We start from the raw sequence: 12,742 nt of genomic DNA, 5'->3' as shown, positions 1-12,742 counted from the left end.
ATGCCCACCATGATCTTCGTCAACCTGGCTGTGGACGATCTCGCCCGCTCCCGCTCGTTCTTCGAATCGCTCGGCTACTCGATCAACGAGGGCTTCAGCGACGAGAACGCCGTCAGCGTCATGATCAGCGACACGATCGTCGCCATGCTGCTCACGCGGGAGTTCTTCGCCGAGTTCACCAGCAAGTCGATCATCGACGCCACCACCTCGACCGAGGTGCAGCTCGCCCTCAGCGCCGAGAGCAAGGAGGAGGTCGACGCGATCCACGCGAAGGCCCTCGCCGCGGGCGCGACGCCCGCCGGCGAGCAGGACCACGGGTTCATGTACTCGAAGAGCTTCGACGACCCGGACGGCCACCACTGGGACTTCGTCTGGATGGACCCGGCTGCGGCGGCCGGCGGCGCACCGGAGCTGACCCTCGAGGAGATGCGGGAGAACACGACGCACAGCTGAGACGCGCCGGCCCCGGATCAGTCGACGGGCGCGGGAGGCGTCGTGCAGCGCTCCGACAGGTCGGAGTAGACGAGCCCGTCCGGCAGGTCGGCGCGGAACGCCCTCCGCGTCTCGTCGTCGTCGAGGACGGACCAGTGCACCTCGCCCTGCACCTCGGGCTCGAACTTGTCCCACTCGAACCAGTTGACCATCCTGATGTTCGGGAACCGCGTCGCGACGTCCTCCGAGAGGACCTGCCGCCACCACGCCTGCTTGATCGCGAGCTCCCCCTCCGGGTCGCCCCGCGGCACGACGAGCGCCGCCGTCTCGGGGATCGCGACGGGCTTCCCGTGCTCGACTCCGTACGTCCGGTAGAAGTCGGGGGCCGCCGTCTCGTCGCCCGCCGCCCCGCTGTAGGTGCCGGTCAGCTGCGCGGCGAACTTACCGGGCTCGGGCAGCTCGTTCTCGCCCCACGGATGCGCGGAGCCCCAGTGGTAGAGCGACATGCCCACCCAGTCGACGGCGTCGTCGCCCGGGTAGTACGGCGCGTAGGGGTCGTCGTCGAGGGTGAGGACCCCGTCGCCGGTCGTGTCGAGCACGGCGAAGTCCGCGGTCCCCGGCTGCGCGGCGGAGGCACCTCCTGAGAAGGGGTACCCCTCGGCACTGTTGGGCGCCCACATCATCGCCGTCCCGGGAGCGTCCGCGTGCACGGCCGCCGCCACCCGCCGGAACGTCTCGACGTACGCCGTCGGCTGCTGCCCCCACGCGTACCAGGAGCCGTTCATCTCGTGCGCGAACCGCACGATGACGGGCACCCCCCGCTCGTTCACCGCGGCGGCCAGGTCGGCGATGTCGGCAGCGACGTCGTCGGTCACCGCGGCGAGACCGCCGATCGACTCCAGGGTGAGCAGGAGCGTCCCGCCGTTCACCCGCAGCTGCTCCGCGGCCTCGTGCACCTCCTCGCGCTCCCCCGCGGTCAGCGGGAGATCGGCGAAGGCCACCGCGACCGAGGGCCGCTCACCCAGGGCCGTGCTGTACTCCTTCAGCGTCTCGGCTCCCCAGTCGAGGTTGACCCCGAACAGGGTGCCCTCCGCGGGCACGATCTCGGCGGCGGGGCGGACGACGCATGACGCGATCGCCTCGGCGGACGAGCCCGAGCATCCGGCGAGCGCCGACACGGCCGCCGCGAGTGCGAGGGCGGAGAGGTGTCGGAAGCGGGGCACGGTTCACGGTAACCGCCTGCCCGATGGCTGCCCGGTGCTGCGGATCCCCTCTGCGGCCCCCCATCAGCGGGTCACGGCAGGCCGGAAAGACTCCTCGCGCGGTCGCCCCGGCGGCGGGAACGCAGAGCGGCGCACCCCGTCCGGGCGCCGCGTGCCGGACCGCGACAGGATGGGTCCTGCCTCCGCAGCACCGCGGCCGCTCGAGAGAGGAACCGACATGGGACTGTTCTCCCGACGTCCGGCCGACCCGGATCCCGTGCCCGTGGTCGTCGATCCGGTGGCGGGGACCGCGCGCATCGGCGCCGACGCCGTGCCGCTGTACCCGCTGGTGATGGACGATCGCGCCGCCGCATCCCTGCGCTCTCGGTCCGACGGCCCGCTGCTCAGAGTGCACGACTCGGGGCTGACCGTGGCGTACGTCCTCGAGCGCGAGGCGGCGTGGGAGTACGTCACCGCCGCGACGGCCGCGCGGCTCAGCCTCACCGAGGCGGCGGTCGCGGAGGAGTCGCTCGCCTGGCTCGCGCGCATCGCCCCCGTCGCGTCGGGCGGCGACGGGCGGTTCCGCCTCGAGATGCCGGAGGGCAGCGAGGACCTCGCGGCGTCCCTGATCCTGCGCGCGGACGTCGTGCACGCGCTCGTGGACGAGTTCGTGGCCGGCGACCCGGTGGTCGCGATCGGGCAGCGCGTCGCGATGCACCTCTGCGGGACGGACGACGCCGAGGCTGTCGAGGGCCTGCGCGAGCTCGCCCGCGGCCTCTACGAGTCCGGCGACGCCGCTCCGGTCAGCACCGCTCTCTACCGGCTCGGCGCCGACGGATCCGCCCGCCCCTGGTGACGCGGTCGTGTCGCCTCCACGGGCGACCGTGCCGCCGCAATCCCCTGCGCCGGCGGTCCGACGCGAGTACAACGAGAGGATGCAGCGCATCTTCTACGCCGGCGACTCCGTCCTCACCGGGACCGACATCGCCCAGGCCGTCCTCGCCTATGCCCAGGCACTCGCAGGGAAGCAGTCGTCGGCGACGGTGGACATCCCGGTGCTGCTGTCGACCGGCGAGCGCGGCGTGGCCTCGATCCTGATCGGCCCCTCCAGCCAGCTCTTCTCCGAGACCCCCGAGGAGGACTCGGCGACCGAGCTCACCGACGACGCCCTCGTGCAGCACCTCACCGAACTCGCCGGCGCCCTCGGAGTCGCGCGGCCCGTGGTCGAGTCGGCCGCCGACATCGCCGCGCAGCACCGCGACGACGTCGATCTCGACCTCGACTTCGACCCGCCGACCCACGCACGGGAGTGAGTGCCAGGCCGCTCGGGCGTTGAGACGGGTCCCCGGACCACCGCCCGCGGATCGGACGCCGACCCGCTCCCGCGCTCGGCGAATCAGACGGGATCCTCCGTCACGCGGAGCCCGCCCGGGGAGTAGGAGTCGGCGACCCATCGCCTGACCCTGTCCCCGTCGATCACGACCGCCGGCCCGCTGCCGTAGCGGAAGCAGAGCGCGATCCTGGGATCCAGCCAGATCGAGGCGCGGCCGTTGCCCACGTTCGGCAGGTCCTTCCAGGAGAGGTAGAACGATTCACCTCGGCGCAGCCGGATCCCGATCACGGCTTGCAGATGAGCGAGGACACGGTCGTCGAAGTGCACGTCGAGCCGCGAGTCGTAGACGAGTCGTCCCATGAGGATCCTGCCGTCGGGTGCATCCGGGGTGGATGCCGTTGCCACGCGAAGGGGGTCCGGATGGGGTCGGGGTGGAGGCTACGCCCAACGACCCGGCGCGCGTGTGCTTTCTCCGACAATCGACGCGCATCTGCGCCGTCGACGCGAAGACCGGACCCGGCACCCCACCGCTCGCGGGACTTCGAGTCGTTCCGGGCGAGCAGTATCGGGCGGTCTCGTCCGCATCCCCGGCCGAGGCGTAGGGTCCGAGCATGACCGCACTCCTCAGCACCGCGACGGGTGTCTCCACCCCGCCCCCACGCCCCTCCGCATCGCTGGCCGCCGTCGACGCCGGGTCGCACCGACTCGGCGTCGACGCCGACGGTCTCCTCGAGGAGGCCGCTCGACATGCGCGCTTCTGGGCGTCCTACGACGCCGACCCCCGCTCCTCCACCGCCTGGGCCGACGCGGCGACCTCGACCTGGCGGCGCCCCGACCGCAGGGCGATCACTCCGGTCCGCGAGGGCCTGGACCAGTGGGACGGCGAGGGCGGCTACGACCCCGAATGATCACCACCCCTGCTCGATGAGGTACTCGGCGTCAGTTCTCCAGGGCGACGGATGGCCGCCACGGGCGGCGGTGCCGAGACGGGACCCGTCCGCGGTCACCGCGGCGGGCGGATCCGTCACGGCGCCTGCGACGAGGCGGGAGGATCGGTGCCGTCCGACCGCCGGATCCCCCTCGGCTCGTCTGTGACGACCATGTCCCGGCCGAGCCCCGGCCTCAGGAGCTCACGCAGCCACAGCCGGTTGAGGACGACCAGTCGAGAATCGTCGAAACGGTACTCGAGCAGCGCGGCGGGCTGGACGAGGATCGCGTGCGAGCGGTACTCCGCCTCGTGAAGCGTCCGCCAGGTCAGCCGGAACGGAACTCCTCGAGACATCCGCATGCCGACGGCCGTCCGCACGTGCGAGAGCGTCCGGTCGTCGAACTCGATCCGGCGGCGCCACGCGCCGAAGATCAGTGCACCCATGGTCACGTCCTCTTTCCTCGGTCGAGCGGCCCGCGGAAGCGCGGTGCAGCCGGCGCGGAGATCCGCGGGATCGAATCCGCGACAGGAGCGGACCGGTCATGAGAACCGAAGTAGGGAGGTGGCCGACGCTACTCCCCCTGAAGGCGGAGGACGTCCGGATGCCCGAGTCCCGTCGGTCCGGCTGCCCCTGCGCCGAGTAGTGGTCCTTCCGCGCCTGTGATGCGTGCCGACGCGTTGCCCAGAGACAGGAACGGCATACCTTCTGTCCGCCTAGCCTCGCAAGCCCCGTGCACGGACCCGTCGTCCGTACTGACACTGAGGGAGTGCAGCAGCCGACCGACGCCTCGACGGGCATCCCGACCACCGACGCAGGCACCCGCTTCCGGATGCGCAGCGTTCGCCGCCCCGACTCGCAGCGCGACGCGTTCTGATGCCGACATCCGGCTCCTGTCCCGGAGACAGCGACGGCCCGATCCCGCCGGACGAGCCGTCGATCGTCTCGTCCGCGCTGTCGCGGCACGCGGCCGTCGTGCACCAGGCCGCCGGCTTCGTGGGCGCCGGCCTGCGGGTCTCCCCCGACGACGCGCTCGCGATCCTCGAGCGCGAGGCGCGGCGGCTCCGGATCGACCTCGCCGTCCTGTCCGCCGACATCGTCGAGCGTCGCCGCCCTCTCCCCGCTGCGGACTGATCGCCCCCTCCTCGCTGGTCGAGCAGCCCCGAACCACTCGCTGGTCGAACGGCCCCGAACCGCTCGCTGGTCGAACAGCCCCGAACTGCTTGCTGGTCGAGTAGCCCCGAAGGGGCGTATCGAGACCCACGTCCCCCCGAAGATCTGCCTCCTCTCCTCTCCTCTCCTCCCCGCCCCGCACTCCAGCCGCCCCGCACTCCAGCCGACCGCGCCCCCTCCGCTGGCTACGCTCGGACTCGAGCACCGCACCGCCGCGCGACGAGGAGCCCCCGATGAGCACCAGCCCCGGTCCCCTGGACATCGCCTTCACCGCGCCGATCGGCGTCACCGTGAAGGGCGAGCTCTGGTCCTGCGTGGAGGTGCCCGGCTCGGTGGAGCTGTTCGGCACCGGCAAGGCGGTGAAGGTCCGCGCGACCGTCGACGGCGAGCCGGTGACGGCAAGCCTGATGCCCACCGGCGCCGGCGGGCACATGCTCTCGATCAGCGCGAAGCTGCGGAAGGCGCTCGGCAAGGACCTCGGCGACGAGGTCGTCGTGCACCTGCTGGAGCGGCGGACCTGACGCGGCCGGGCCGTTCACGGTCGACCACGGGATCTCCTCCCCGCGGGCGATGCCGGATCCCGACCCACCTGTCACGATCGCTGCATGCCGACGAGCACCGCACACACCGCATCAGCGACCGGACTCCGCCGCTCCGGAGGCGCAGCGCCACTGGTCCTCCTCGCTACAGCGCTCGGCGGCTGCGCGCTCCTCGGCAACGAGTACTCCCGCCAGCAGATCGACGTCGAGGAGTTCGCCGACGACCGCTGGACGGAGTGGGAGCCCCTGAGCGGACTCGAGGTCGTGAGCGAGGACGTCTGCTCAGACCTGGATGGATGCCTCCAGGCGGTCGCATCCGAGGATCTGGTGGTCCTGAAGTTCGACTCCGCGTCCTCGGCCCGCGAGTACATCGACGGAGCGAGCGGGTCCGTCCATCAGATCGACCCCCTCGTCGTCGACTTCCGTGGCACCGGCCTCTCGACAGCTAACCAGGACGCGGTCCTCAGCACCCTGTCGAACATCAACGCGGACAGCCCCGACTGATCACCTCCCGCCGCGACGGGTCGCCGAGCGCGTCGGCCGAGGGTCGGATCCCGGGGAGGTGCTCATGCTGCTCCGACCGGCGCGGCGCGCTGCCGAGACGGTCATAGTTGCTTCATGGACGACGCGGTGGACACCCTCCTGAGCGGCCCGCGGGGCCGACGCCTCTGCCTCGAGGTCGCGATGAGAGCGGACCCGGCGGTGAGGACGGCCGCGTTCCTCGCCTCTCTCGCCATCGACCAGGGGACCAGCGCCCGGTTCACCTCGTCCGACGGCGACCTGGGTGAGTCCGAGGCCCCCGATCCCGAGCCGGAGGAGGTCGCCGCCGCGATCGAGGCGCTTCCGGGTGGCGCCGTCCCCGACGACGTCCTCCGCGAGGGGCTCTGCGCGAGTGTCGACTCCGCGTGGTACTGGCAGGAGGCGGACGGGCAGGACGTGCTCGCGTCGCTGCCGGCGGTCCGCTCGGCACTCGTTCGGGTCGCCGAGGACGTGCTCGCATCACCGGTCGCCGCGGAGTGGACGCGGCCCCGCGGGTCGGAGCAGTGGGCGGTCGACTGGCGCCCCGACTCCGGGCGGCCCCTGCCCGTCGGCGCCGCGGCACTCCTGGAGGAGTGGGCGACGGACCTACGCGCCGACGAGGAACTGGAGCGGCCGACCGACCCGCAGGCCCGCTTCTCGGGCACCTGGTGGTCCCTCCCCCTCCGTCTGCTGCAGACGCAGTCGCGGATCGAGGATCTGCTCGAGCTGGTCGAGGACTCCGCAGGGCTCGACGCGGCGACCGTGATCCCGGTGGTCGGCGGTGGACGCACCCTCGAGATCGGCTCGGCGGCCGACTGGGCCGAGCTCTGCCGCGCCCACCCCGCGGAGGTCACCGCCTCCCGCCGGCACGACTGGTACCGCGTCACCGGGTGGGAGGGACGCTGGCTGATCCCCGACTGGCAGCGCGTCGCGGCCGACTGGGACGCCGTGCACCTCACGACCCTCGGCTACCTCTCCGCGGCGACGCGGCTGATCCCCGTCGGCGACGATCACGGCTCGGTCATCGCCGGATGGGCACCCGACAGCACACTCCGCCTCACCGACAGCGCGCGCGAGGCGGACGGCCCGCGCCAGCAGTGGGTGCGGCCGATGGGCGAGGACCGCTGGCGGAGGGTGTGAGGGCGGCTGTCGGAGAATCCACGGCTTCTCTTGCCCTCGTGCTTGCATTTTGCAAGCATGGCTCGCATGAGCCTCTTCATCACCTGCCCGGTCGAGAGCGTCGAACGCGCGACCGCCTTCTACACGGCCCTCGGCTGGACCCTCGACACCGACATGTCCGACCACAACGTGTCCTGCTTCGCGATCGCGCCCGAGCAGTACGTGATGCTCGGCAGCCGCGAGATGTACGCGGGCGTCGGCGGCACCGAGGACCTCATCGGCGGCCCCGGCACGCCCTCGAAGGTCACGGTGTCGTTCGACCTCCCCAGTCGCGAGGCCGTCGATGAGCTGGTCGAGCGGGCCGCCGCCGCGGGCGGGCGGGTCGGCGACACCGACGACTACCCCTTCATGTACCAGCGCCAGTTCGACGACGTCGACGGCTACCACTACTCGCCGTTCTGGATGAAGCCGGACGTCGATCCGGCGGAGTGAGCGATCTCTCCGCGGCTCTCGAGGTCGTCGGCGCCCGGTGGGCGCTGCTGATCGTGGAGCGTCTGCTCGACGGCCCGCAGCGCTACGGCGACCTGCAGCGCGACCTCGGCGCGCCGACGAACATCCTGGCGACCCGCCTGCGCGAGCTCGAGGCGGCGGGCCTGCTGACCCGGCTGCCCCTCCGCCACAACACCCGCGCCTACGCGCTGACCGACCGCGGGCTCGCCCTCCGTGAGCCGATCGCCGCACTCGCACGGTGGGGCGGCGACGAGAACGGAACCTCGACATGACCGCGCTTCCCCCGATCGGCACCCCCGCGACCCGCGCACTCGCGGCCGTCGGAGTCCGCACGCTCGAGGACCTCCGCGGGCGCGATCTGGCGCAACTGGCGACGCTGCACGGAGTCGGACCGAAGGCGATGCGCCTGCTCAGCGAGGCGTGCGCGTCGTCGAGCGCCGACGTCGTCGCGTCCTACTCCGCTCGAGCCGACGAGTACGCCGAGCTCTTCGGGGCGATGTCCTCGGTGCACCCCTCGGACGAGCGCCTCGTCTCGTCGTGGGCGCAGAGCGTCGAGGGACGCCTGCTCGACGCGGGATGCGGCCCCGGGCAGTGGACGGCGCACCTCGCCGGGCTGGGCCTGGACGTCAGCGGGGTTGACCGCGTGCCGGCCTTCGTCGAGCTCGCTCGACGGGCGCACCCGGAGGTGCCTTTCGCCGTCGGCGACATCGACGCCCTGGAGGAGGAGGACGGCAGCCTGGGCGGAGTGCTCGCCTGGTACTCGCTGATCCACCACCAGCCGAGCGCCCTGCCGCGCGCGCTGGCCGAATTCGCGCGCGTCCTCCGGCCGGGCGGGACGCTCCTCGTGGGGTTCTTCACCGGCTCCGAGGTGGAGGCGTTCGACCACGCGATCACCACGGCCTACCGATGGCCGCCGGAGGCACTCGCGGACGAGCTGCGCGCAGCCGGCTTCAACATCCTCGAGACGCACACCCGCACGGGGCAGACGCCGGGGCCCCGTCCCCACGGGGCGATCCTCGCGCGGAGGAGCTCCGGCGCGAGTGCCCGGCACCCGGAGACGACCTCGTCCGCATCCTCCGAACCTGGCTGAATGTGCGTGGCGGGTGACCGCGAGGGCGTCTCTCGGTGGAGCCACCCGCGTTAGCGTCGGCTCATGATCGTGAGAGTGTCCGAAGCAGAGGTCCGCGAGGGCCGCGAGGTGGAGTTCATGGCGCTGCTCAGCGCCTTGGTCGCCGATTTCCCCGCCCGTTTCGAGGGCCTCGTCCGCCACGAGATCCTCGTCGATCAGCGGGACGAGCGGCGCGTGCAGTACACGAGCACCTGGGCTGATGAGGACGCGCTGGTGGACTATGCCGGCGCCGACTGGCGGACGAGTCCGGTCACGTTCCCGGGCGAGGACGAGCTGCTCGTCCGCCCGCTGACCCTGAGGCACTTCGACGTTCATCCGCTGCTCTGAGCGGCCGGCGCTGCGCGCGTGGAGTCGACGGGACTCGACGGCGACGGTCCTCCGACGTGACGCGGCCGCGGAACCCGATGATCCTCAGAGGTTCGCGCGGACCTGGTTGATCGGAAGCTGGCTGAGGGCGACCGAGTCCGGAGTCCGCTTCGTCCCGACGGGTCCGCCGGGCTCGCCGAACGGGTCCGGTGGCAGCGGAGGGCGCCTGCGACTCAGCAGCCTGCTCAGGATCTCTCTGATGCGCTTCATCCGGATCACTCCCCCGTCTCGGCCCTGCGGGCCGACGCCTCCGGCCAGCATGGCACGGGCACGGCACCGCCCCCGGCCCCCGCGGCGAGCGGGGAACGGGGGCGGCGCCGGCGAGGCGGATCAGTGCTTGCCCGGCACCTTCCTCGTGACGATCACGTCGAAGCTGCTCGTCCGGGTGTTGCCGGCCGCGTCCTTCGCCGTGCAGGTCACGGTCGTGGTGCCGATCGAGAAGCGGCTGCCGCTGGGCGGGCTGCAGACCAGGCGGACCGCTCCGTCGCGGGTGTCGATCGCCGAGGGCGGCGTGTACGACAGCTTCACTCCGGACGCCCCGTTCGACACGGCGTGCACGTCCGGCACGTCGGCGATGCGCGGAGCGAGCACGTCGGCCGGGCGGGCGGGCAGCTTCGTCGGGTCGACGATCCCCCAGTAGGCCGGCGCGACCTGCAGGTCGTCGTCGAACGGCAGCGGCTGCTCCCACGGGCGGGCCATCGGCCACGTCCGCAGCCAGGTGCGGGCGTTGCTGATGCCCCAGAAGGTGACCGACTCGATCGAGGAGTCGTGCTCGCGGAGCATCGCGAACAGGTCGCGGTAGTAGTAGCCCACCTCGGCCGCCGCGTCCTCGTCGTTCTCGAACGCCGGGCTGTACGGGTCGACCGGGGCGCCGCTGACGTCGGCGCCCTGGTTCTCGGTCGACGCGTTCACGTCGAGCTCGGTGATCGCCTGGAGCAGCGTGGGATCGAGCTTCTCGACCGCCTCGATCGAGTCCTCGAGCCACTGCACCGGCCGGGCGACGTCCACGTGGGCCTGGTGGCCCACTCCGTCGATCGGCACCCCGCGGGCCTGCAGGGCCGCGATGAGCTCCACGTAGTCCGCGCGCTTCTCGGGCATCTCGGTGTTGTAGTCGTTGATGAACAGCTCGGCGTCCGGGAAGTACTGGTCGGCGAGACGGAACGCCTCGTCGACGAAGCCCTCGCCCAGCACCTGGAACCAGCGGCTGTCGCGCATGTCGTGCGGATTCGCGGTGTCGCCGTCCGCGATGACCTCGTTCACGACGTCCCACGCCCAGATCGGGCTGTCGCCGTCGGGGTAGCGGGCGTCGATGTGCGCGGCGATGCCGGCGATGTGCGCCCGCATCCGGGACTTCAGCAGCGCCTGGTCGGCGGGGCTGCTCGTCAGCGGCCGGTCTCCGTCGAGGAAGAACCACGCCGGGGTCTGCGAGTGCCAGGCCAGCACGTGCCCGTACACCTCGATGCCCTCGGCGTCGGCGAAGTCGAGCAGCTGGTCGAGCTGCGTGAAGGCGAACTGCCCTTCCACGGGCTGCACGCTCTCGGGCTTGCCGGCGTTCTCGGGCGTGAACGCGTTGTAGTGCTTGCGGAGGAGGTCCGCGGCGGTGCCGACCGTCTCGCGGGCGTCGATGGCGACTCCCACGTGCTCGATCCCGGCGGCGCCCAGCACGTCCTTCAGCGCGGGCACGTCGGTCTGGATGGGCTTCTCGACGATCGGCTCGAGGACGAAGTCGTCGAGCAGGAAGTCGACGCCCACCGGGCCCTCGACGTAGATCTGCACCCGGTCGGCCGCCGCCGCGAGGGTGTAGGTGCCGCTCATGCGGACCCAGCCGTCGGCCGTGATCTGCGCGCCGGCTCCGGCGACGCCCTCGTAGGCGCTGCCGCCGCCGTTGTCGCGCTGCACCGAGATCTTCAGCCCCGCGGGCGACTCGCCCGGAGCAAGCTTCGCCCAGACCGAGACGCCGACGGCCGTGCCCACGGGCAGTCCCTCGGTGACGTCGAGCGTCGCGCCGTGCCACGGCTGCGTGCGGTTCGTGACGAGCAGCGCACCGGATCCGGTCCGCGCGTCGGTGCTCGCCGCGACCTGCACGCCGTCGCCGCGGGCCGCCCAGCCGTCGAGGCCGCCCTCGAAGTCGGAGGAGACGCCCGCCTGCACGGCGGCCGTCGCACCGCCCTGGGGCAGCACGAACTCCCAGCCCTCGGCGGCCTTCTCGGTGACCACGGTCGTGACCGCCTTCACCGTGCTGCTGCGGTCGCCTCCGCCGTCGTGGGCGAGGACGATCGCACCCGGAGTGAAGGCGGCGCGGAGGTTCGCGGTCAGCGTCGCCTCGCTGAGGTCGTTGCCGTCCCAGTCCGAGATGGTCGAGCCCAGCCCGAGCGGCTGCATCCCGAGCGCCGCGGCCACCGCGCCGGTGGCGCCCCAGCTGCCGTTGGGGGCGCGGAAGTACGGCACGGCGAGCGCCGGGTCGCCCACGGCCTCGCGGATGATGCGGAGGTTGGCCTTGAGGTCGGTCTCGACCTGCGCCTGCGTCCACGAGCCCATGTCGGCGTAGGAGGTGCCGTGGTTGCAGAGGGTGTGGCCCTCGGCGGCGATCCGCCGCAGCAGCTCCGCTCCGCCCGCCTGCTGGACGTTCTGCCCGATGATGCAGAAGGTGGCGCGGATGCCCTGCGCCTTCAGCAGGTCGAGGATCGCGGTGGTCTCGCCCGGGTTGGGGCCGTCGTCGAAGGTGAGCGCCACCCGGTTCCCGGTGCCGCGGGCGGCGGTGACCGGCGTCGTGGTGGCGGCGGTCGCTCCTCCGGGCACGAACGAGGCGTCGGGGGTGGGCTGCCAGGTGACGGGCGCGGGAGCCGCGGTGCCGGTGATCACGATGTCGTCCAGGAGGTAGTCGTAGGGGCCTGCGAGCGCGCTCGTGCCGAGGTAGGCGCGGAGCGTCGCGGGGTCGGCGCCGGCGGGAGCCGAGAAGGTGCCGCTCACGGTGGTCCACGCGTCGGCGGTCACGGTCGTGTTCCCCACCCAGGAGTAGAGCCGCACCTGGGCCGACATCGTGTAGGAGCCGCCGGGCTGCAGCAGGTTCGCCGGCGTCTTCACTCCGTCGTAGTCGTTCGCGCGGCCCTGCACGAGCAGCGCGCGGTCGCCGCCCTCGGCGACCACCGACAGCGTCGGTCCGCCGTTCTGCACGAGCGGGTCGTAGGCGCCGTCCTCGAAGTCCTCCTGCAGGAGGACCGCGGGCGCGGTCTCGGCCGCCTGGGCCGACGGCAGGACGAGGGCGCCGGTGAGCAGGCCGAACGCGGTGGCGCCGGCGAGCAGGCCGCGGCGGTGCCGGGTGGAGGGGGCCGCCGTGAGGCGGCAGGGGGTGGCCGGAGTGATCCGGTCGTCGTCCCGGATGGGATCGTTCTTCATCGAACAGCACCTCTCGAAAGTTTCGACCTCAGTGTCGAAATCTGTTGGTGACTGGACGGTAACCGACCCCCTTCGGAGGGGTCAATTGTTTTCGAAAC

General features: G+C 72.2%; 17 protein-coding genes. 12 read left to right on the top strand and 5 right to left on the bottom strand.

Annotated features, from left to right (window positions below):
• A complete protein-coding gene (locus ASF48_RS10500; RefSeq protein WP_055790761.1) occupies nucleotides 1-453 on the top strand; it encodes a VOC family protein in 453 nt (150 codons plus the stop codon).
• Nucleotides 454-470: 17 nt separating this feature from the next.
• Here ASF48_RS10500 and ASF48_RS10495 read toward each other — a convergent pair whose 3' ends face one another.
• Entirely contained in the window at nucleotides 471-1,655 is a 1,185-nt protein-coding gene (locus tag ASF48_RS10495) for a glycoside hydrolase family 26 protein (RefSeq protein ID WP_082481245.1), read from the bottom strand.
• 217 nt (nucleotides 1,656-1,872) lie between these two features.
• Between ASF48_RS10495 and ASF48_RS10490 the strand changes: the two genes are divergently transcribed.
• Nucleotides 1,873-2,490, top strand: a complete 618-nt coding sequence (locus ASF48_RS10490) for a hypothetical protein (RefSeq protein WP_055790757.1) — start codon at nucleotides 1,873-1,875, stop codon at nucleotides 2,488-2,490.
• 79 nt (nucleotides 2,491-2,569) lie between these two features.
• Nucleotides 2,570-2,947, top strand: coding sequence for a hypothetical protein (locus ASF48_RS10485; protein WP_055790754.1), 378 nt, complete (start codon nucleotides 2,570-2,572; stop codon nucleotides 2,945-2,947).
• Between the two features lie 83 nt (nucleotides 2,948-3,030).
• Here ASF48_RS10485 and ASF48_RS10480 read toward each other — a convergent pair whose 3' ends face one another.
• Nucleotides 3,031-3,327 carry a DUF7882 family protein gene (locus ASF48_RS10480; RefSeq protein WP_055790750.1) on the bottom strand — a complete coding sequence of 99 codons (297 nt, stop codon included), beginning with the start codon at nucleotides 3,325-3,327 and terminating at the stop codon, nucleotides 3,031-3,033.
• Between the two features lie 251 nt (nucleotides 3,328-3,578).
• Here ASF48_RS10480 and ASF48_RS19435 point away from each other — a divergent pair, with 251 nt between their 5' ends.
• Nucleotides 3,579-3,875 (top strand): hypothetical protein, encoded by a 297-nt coding sequence (locus ASF48_RS19435; protein ID WP_055790747.1) that lies wholly within the window; start codon nucleotides 3,579-3,581, stop codon nucleotides 3,873-3,875.
• 116 nt (nucleotides 3,876-3,991) lie between these two features.
• On the opposite strand, the gene ASF48_RS10470 is transcribed toward ASF48_RS19435, so the two are convergent.
• Complete coding sequence (locus ASF48_RS10470; RefSeq protein WP_157603141.1) at nucleotides 3,992-4,339, bottom strand: DUF7882 family protein; 348 nt, start codon at nucleotides 4,337-4,339, stop codon at nucleotides 3,992-3,994.
• A 430-nt stretch (nucleotides 4,340-4,769) separates the two neighbouring features.
• On the opposite strand from ASF48_RS10470, the gene ASF48_RS10465 reads away from it, so the two are divergent.
• From ASF48_RS10465 to ASF48_RS10430, 8 genes are all read left to right on the top strand, one after another.
• A complete protein-coding gene (locus ASF48_RS10465; RefSeq protein ID WP_055790742.1) occupies nucleotides 4,770-5,027 on the top strand; it encodes an ANTAR domain-containing protein in 258 nt (85 codons plus the stop codon).
• A 272-nt stretch (nucleotides 5,028-5,299) separates the two neighbouring features.
• The gene (locus ASF48_RS10460) at nucleotides 5,300-5,587 is read left to right on the top strand and encodes a DUF1905 domain-containing protein (protein ID WP_055790739.1); all 288 of its coding nucleotides are present in this window, start codon (nucleotides 5,300-5,302) and stop codon (nucleotides 5,585-5,587) included.
• Nucleotides 5,588-5,671: 84 nt separating this feature from the next.
• The gene (locus tag ASF48_RS10455) at nucleotides 5,672-6,109 is read left to right on the top strand and encodes a hypothetical protein (RefSeq protein WP_055790736.1); all 438 of its coding nucleotides are present in this window, start codon (nucleotides 5,672-5,674) and stop codon (nucleotides 6,107-6,109) included.
• Between the two features lie 114 nt (nucleotides 6,110-6,223).
• The gene (locus ASF48_RS10450) at nucleotides 6,224-7,264 is read left to right on the top strand and encodes a hypothetical protein (protein WP_055790733.1); all 1,041 of its coding nucleotides are present in this window, start codon (nucleotides 6,224-6,226) and stop codon (nucleotides 7,262-7,264) included.
• A gap of 66 nt (nucleotides 7,265-7,330) precedes the next feature.
• Nucleotides 7,331-7,735 (top strand): VOC family protein, encoded by a 405-nt coding sequence (locus ASF48_RS10445; RefSeq protein ID WP_055790728.1) that lies wholly within the window; start codon nucleotides 7,331-7,333, stop codon nucleotides 7,733-7,735.
• Nucleotides 7,732-8,025: a winged helix-turn-helix transcriptional regulator gene (locus ASF48_RS10440; RefSeq protein ID WP_055790724.1), complete on the top strand. Its 294-nt coding sequence runs from the start codon at nucleotides 7,732-7,734 to the stop codon at nucleotides 8,023-8,025. Before ASF48_RS10445 ends, ASF48_RS10440 begins: the two co-directional genes overlap by 4 nt.
• Nucleotides 8,022-8,843, top strand: coding sequence for a methyltransferase domain-containing protein (locus tag ASF48_RS10435; RefSeq protein ID WP_327205441.1), 822 nt, complete (start codon nucleotides 8,022-8,024; stop codon nucleotides 8,841-8,843). Before ASF48_RS10440 ends, ASF48_RS10435 begins: the two co-directional genes overlap by 4 nt.
• A 63-nt stretch (nucleotides 8,844-8,906) precedes the next feature.
• Nucleotides 8,907-9,209, top strand: coding sequence for a putative quinol monooxygenase (locus ASF48_RS10430; RefSeq protein ID WP_055790721.1), 303 nt, complete (start codon nucleotides 8,907-8,909; stop codon nucleotides 9,207-9,209).
• A gap of 84 nt (nucleotides 9,210-9,293) precedes the next feature.
• On the opposite strand, the gene ASF48_RS19430 is transcribed toward ASF48_RS10430, so the two are convergent.
• Nucleotides 9,294-9,458, bottom strand: a complete 165-nt coding sequence (locus ASF48_RS19430) for a hypothetical protein (protein ID WP_157603140.1) — start codon at nucleotides 9,456-9,458, stop codon at nucleotides 9,294-9,296.
• Between the two features lie 120 nt (nucleotides 9,459-9,578).
• Nucleotides 9,579-12,644 (bottom strand): endo-1,4-beta-xylanase, encoded by a 3,066-nt coding sequence (locus tag ASF48_RS19925; RefSeq protein WP_157603139.1) that lies wholly within the window; start codon nucleotides 12,642-12,644, stop codon nucleotides 9,579-9,581.
• Nucleotides 12,645-12,742: the final 98 nt, after the last annotated feature.

The sequence above is a fragment of the Rathayibacter sp. Leaf299 genome (genome assembly GCF_001423055.1).
GTDB lineage: Bacteria > Actinomycetota > Actinomycetes > Actinomycetales > Microbacteriaceae > Rathayibacter > Rathayibacter caricis.
The sequence above is the reverse complement of the archived record's forward strand: the minus strand, read 5'-3'. Positions and strand labels throughout refer to the sequence as shown.

What these genes read in the sequence shown, in the direction of transcription:
- ASF48_RS10430 (WP_055790721.1), top strand. Translation starts at nt 8,907, where the DNA reads ATGATCGTGAGAGTGTCCGAAGCAGAGGTCCGCGAGGGCCGCGAGGTG.
- ASF48_RS10470 (WP_157603141.1), bottom strand. Translation starts at nt 4,339, where the DNA reads ATGGGTGCACTGATCTTCGGCGCGTGGCGCCGCCGGATCGAGTTCGAC.
- ASF48_RS10460 (WP_055790739.1), top strand. Translation starts at nt 5,300, where the DNA reads ATGAGCACCAGCCCCGGTCCCCTGGACATCGCCTTCACCGCGCCGATC.
- ASF48_RS10445 (WP_055790728.1), top strand. Translation starts at nt 7,331, where the DNA reads ATGAGCCTCTTCATCACCTGCCCGGTCGAGAGCGTCGAACGCGCGACC.
- ASF48_RS19435 (WP_055790747.1), top strand. Translation starts at nt 3,579, where the DNA reads ATGACCGCACTCCTCAGCACCGCGACGGGTGTCTCCACCCCGCCCCCA.
- ASF48_RS10500 (WP_055790761.1), top strand. Translation starts at nt 1, where the DNA reads ATGCCCACCATGATCTTCGTCAACCTGGCTGTGGACGATCTCGCCCGC.
- ASF48_RS19430 (WP_157603140.1), bottom strand. Translation starts at nt 9,458, where the DNA reads ATGAAGCGCATCAGAGAGATCCTGAGCAGGCTGCTGAGTCGCAGGCGC.
- ASF48_RS10485 (WP_055790754.1), top strand. Translation starts at nt 2,570, where the DNA reads ATGCAGCGCATCTTCTACGCCGGCGACTCCGTCCTCACCGGGACCGAC.
- ASF48_RS10480 (WP_055790750.1), bottom strand. Translation starts at nt 3,327, where the DNA reads ATGGGACGACTCGTCTACGACTCGCGGCTCGACGTGCACTTCGACGAC.
- ASF48_RS10465 (WP_055790742.1), top strand. Translation starts at nt 4,770, where the DNA reads ATGCCGACATCCGGCTCCTGTCCCGGAGACAGCGACGGCCCGATCCCG.
- ASF48_RS19925 (WP_157603139.1), bottom strand. Translation starts at nt 12,644, where the DNA reads ATGAAGAACGATCCCATCCGGGACGACGACCGGATCACTCCGGCCACC.
- ASF48_RS10490 (WP_055790757.1), top strand. Translation starts at nt 1,873, where the DNA reads ATGGGACTGTTCTCCCGACGTCCGGCCGACCCGGATCCCGTGCCCGTG.
- ASF48_RS10450 (WP_055790733.1), top strand. Translation starts at nt 6,224, where the DNA reads ATGGACGACGCGGTGGACACCCTCCTGAGCGGCCCGCGGGGCCGACGC.
- ASF48_RS10435 (WP_327205441.1), top strand. Translation starts at nt 8,022, where the DNA reads ATGACCGCGCTTCCCCCGATCGGCACCCCCGCGACCCGCGCACTCGCG.
- ASF48_RS10455 (WP_055790736.1), top strand. Translation starts at nt 5,672, where the DNA reads ATGCCGACGAGCACCGCACACACCGCATCAGCGACCGGACTCCGCCGC.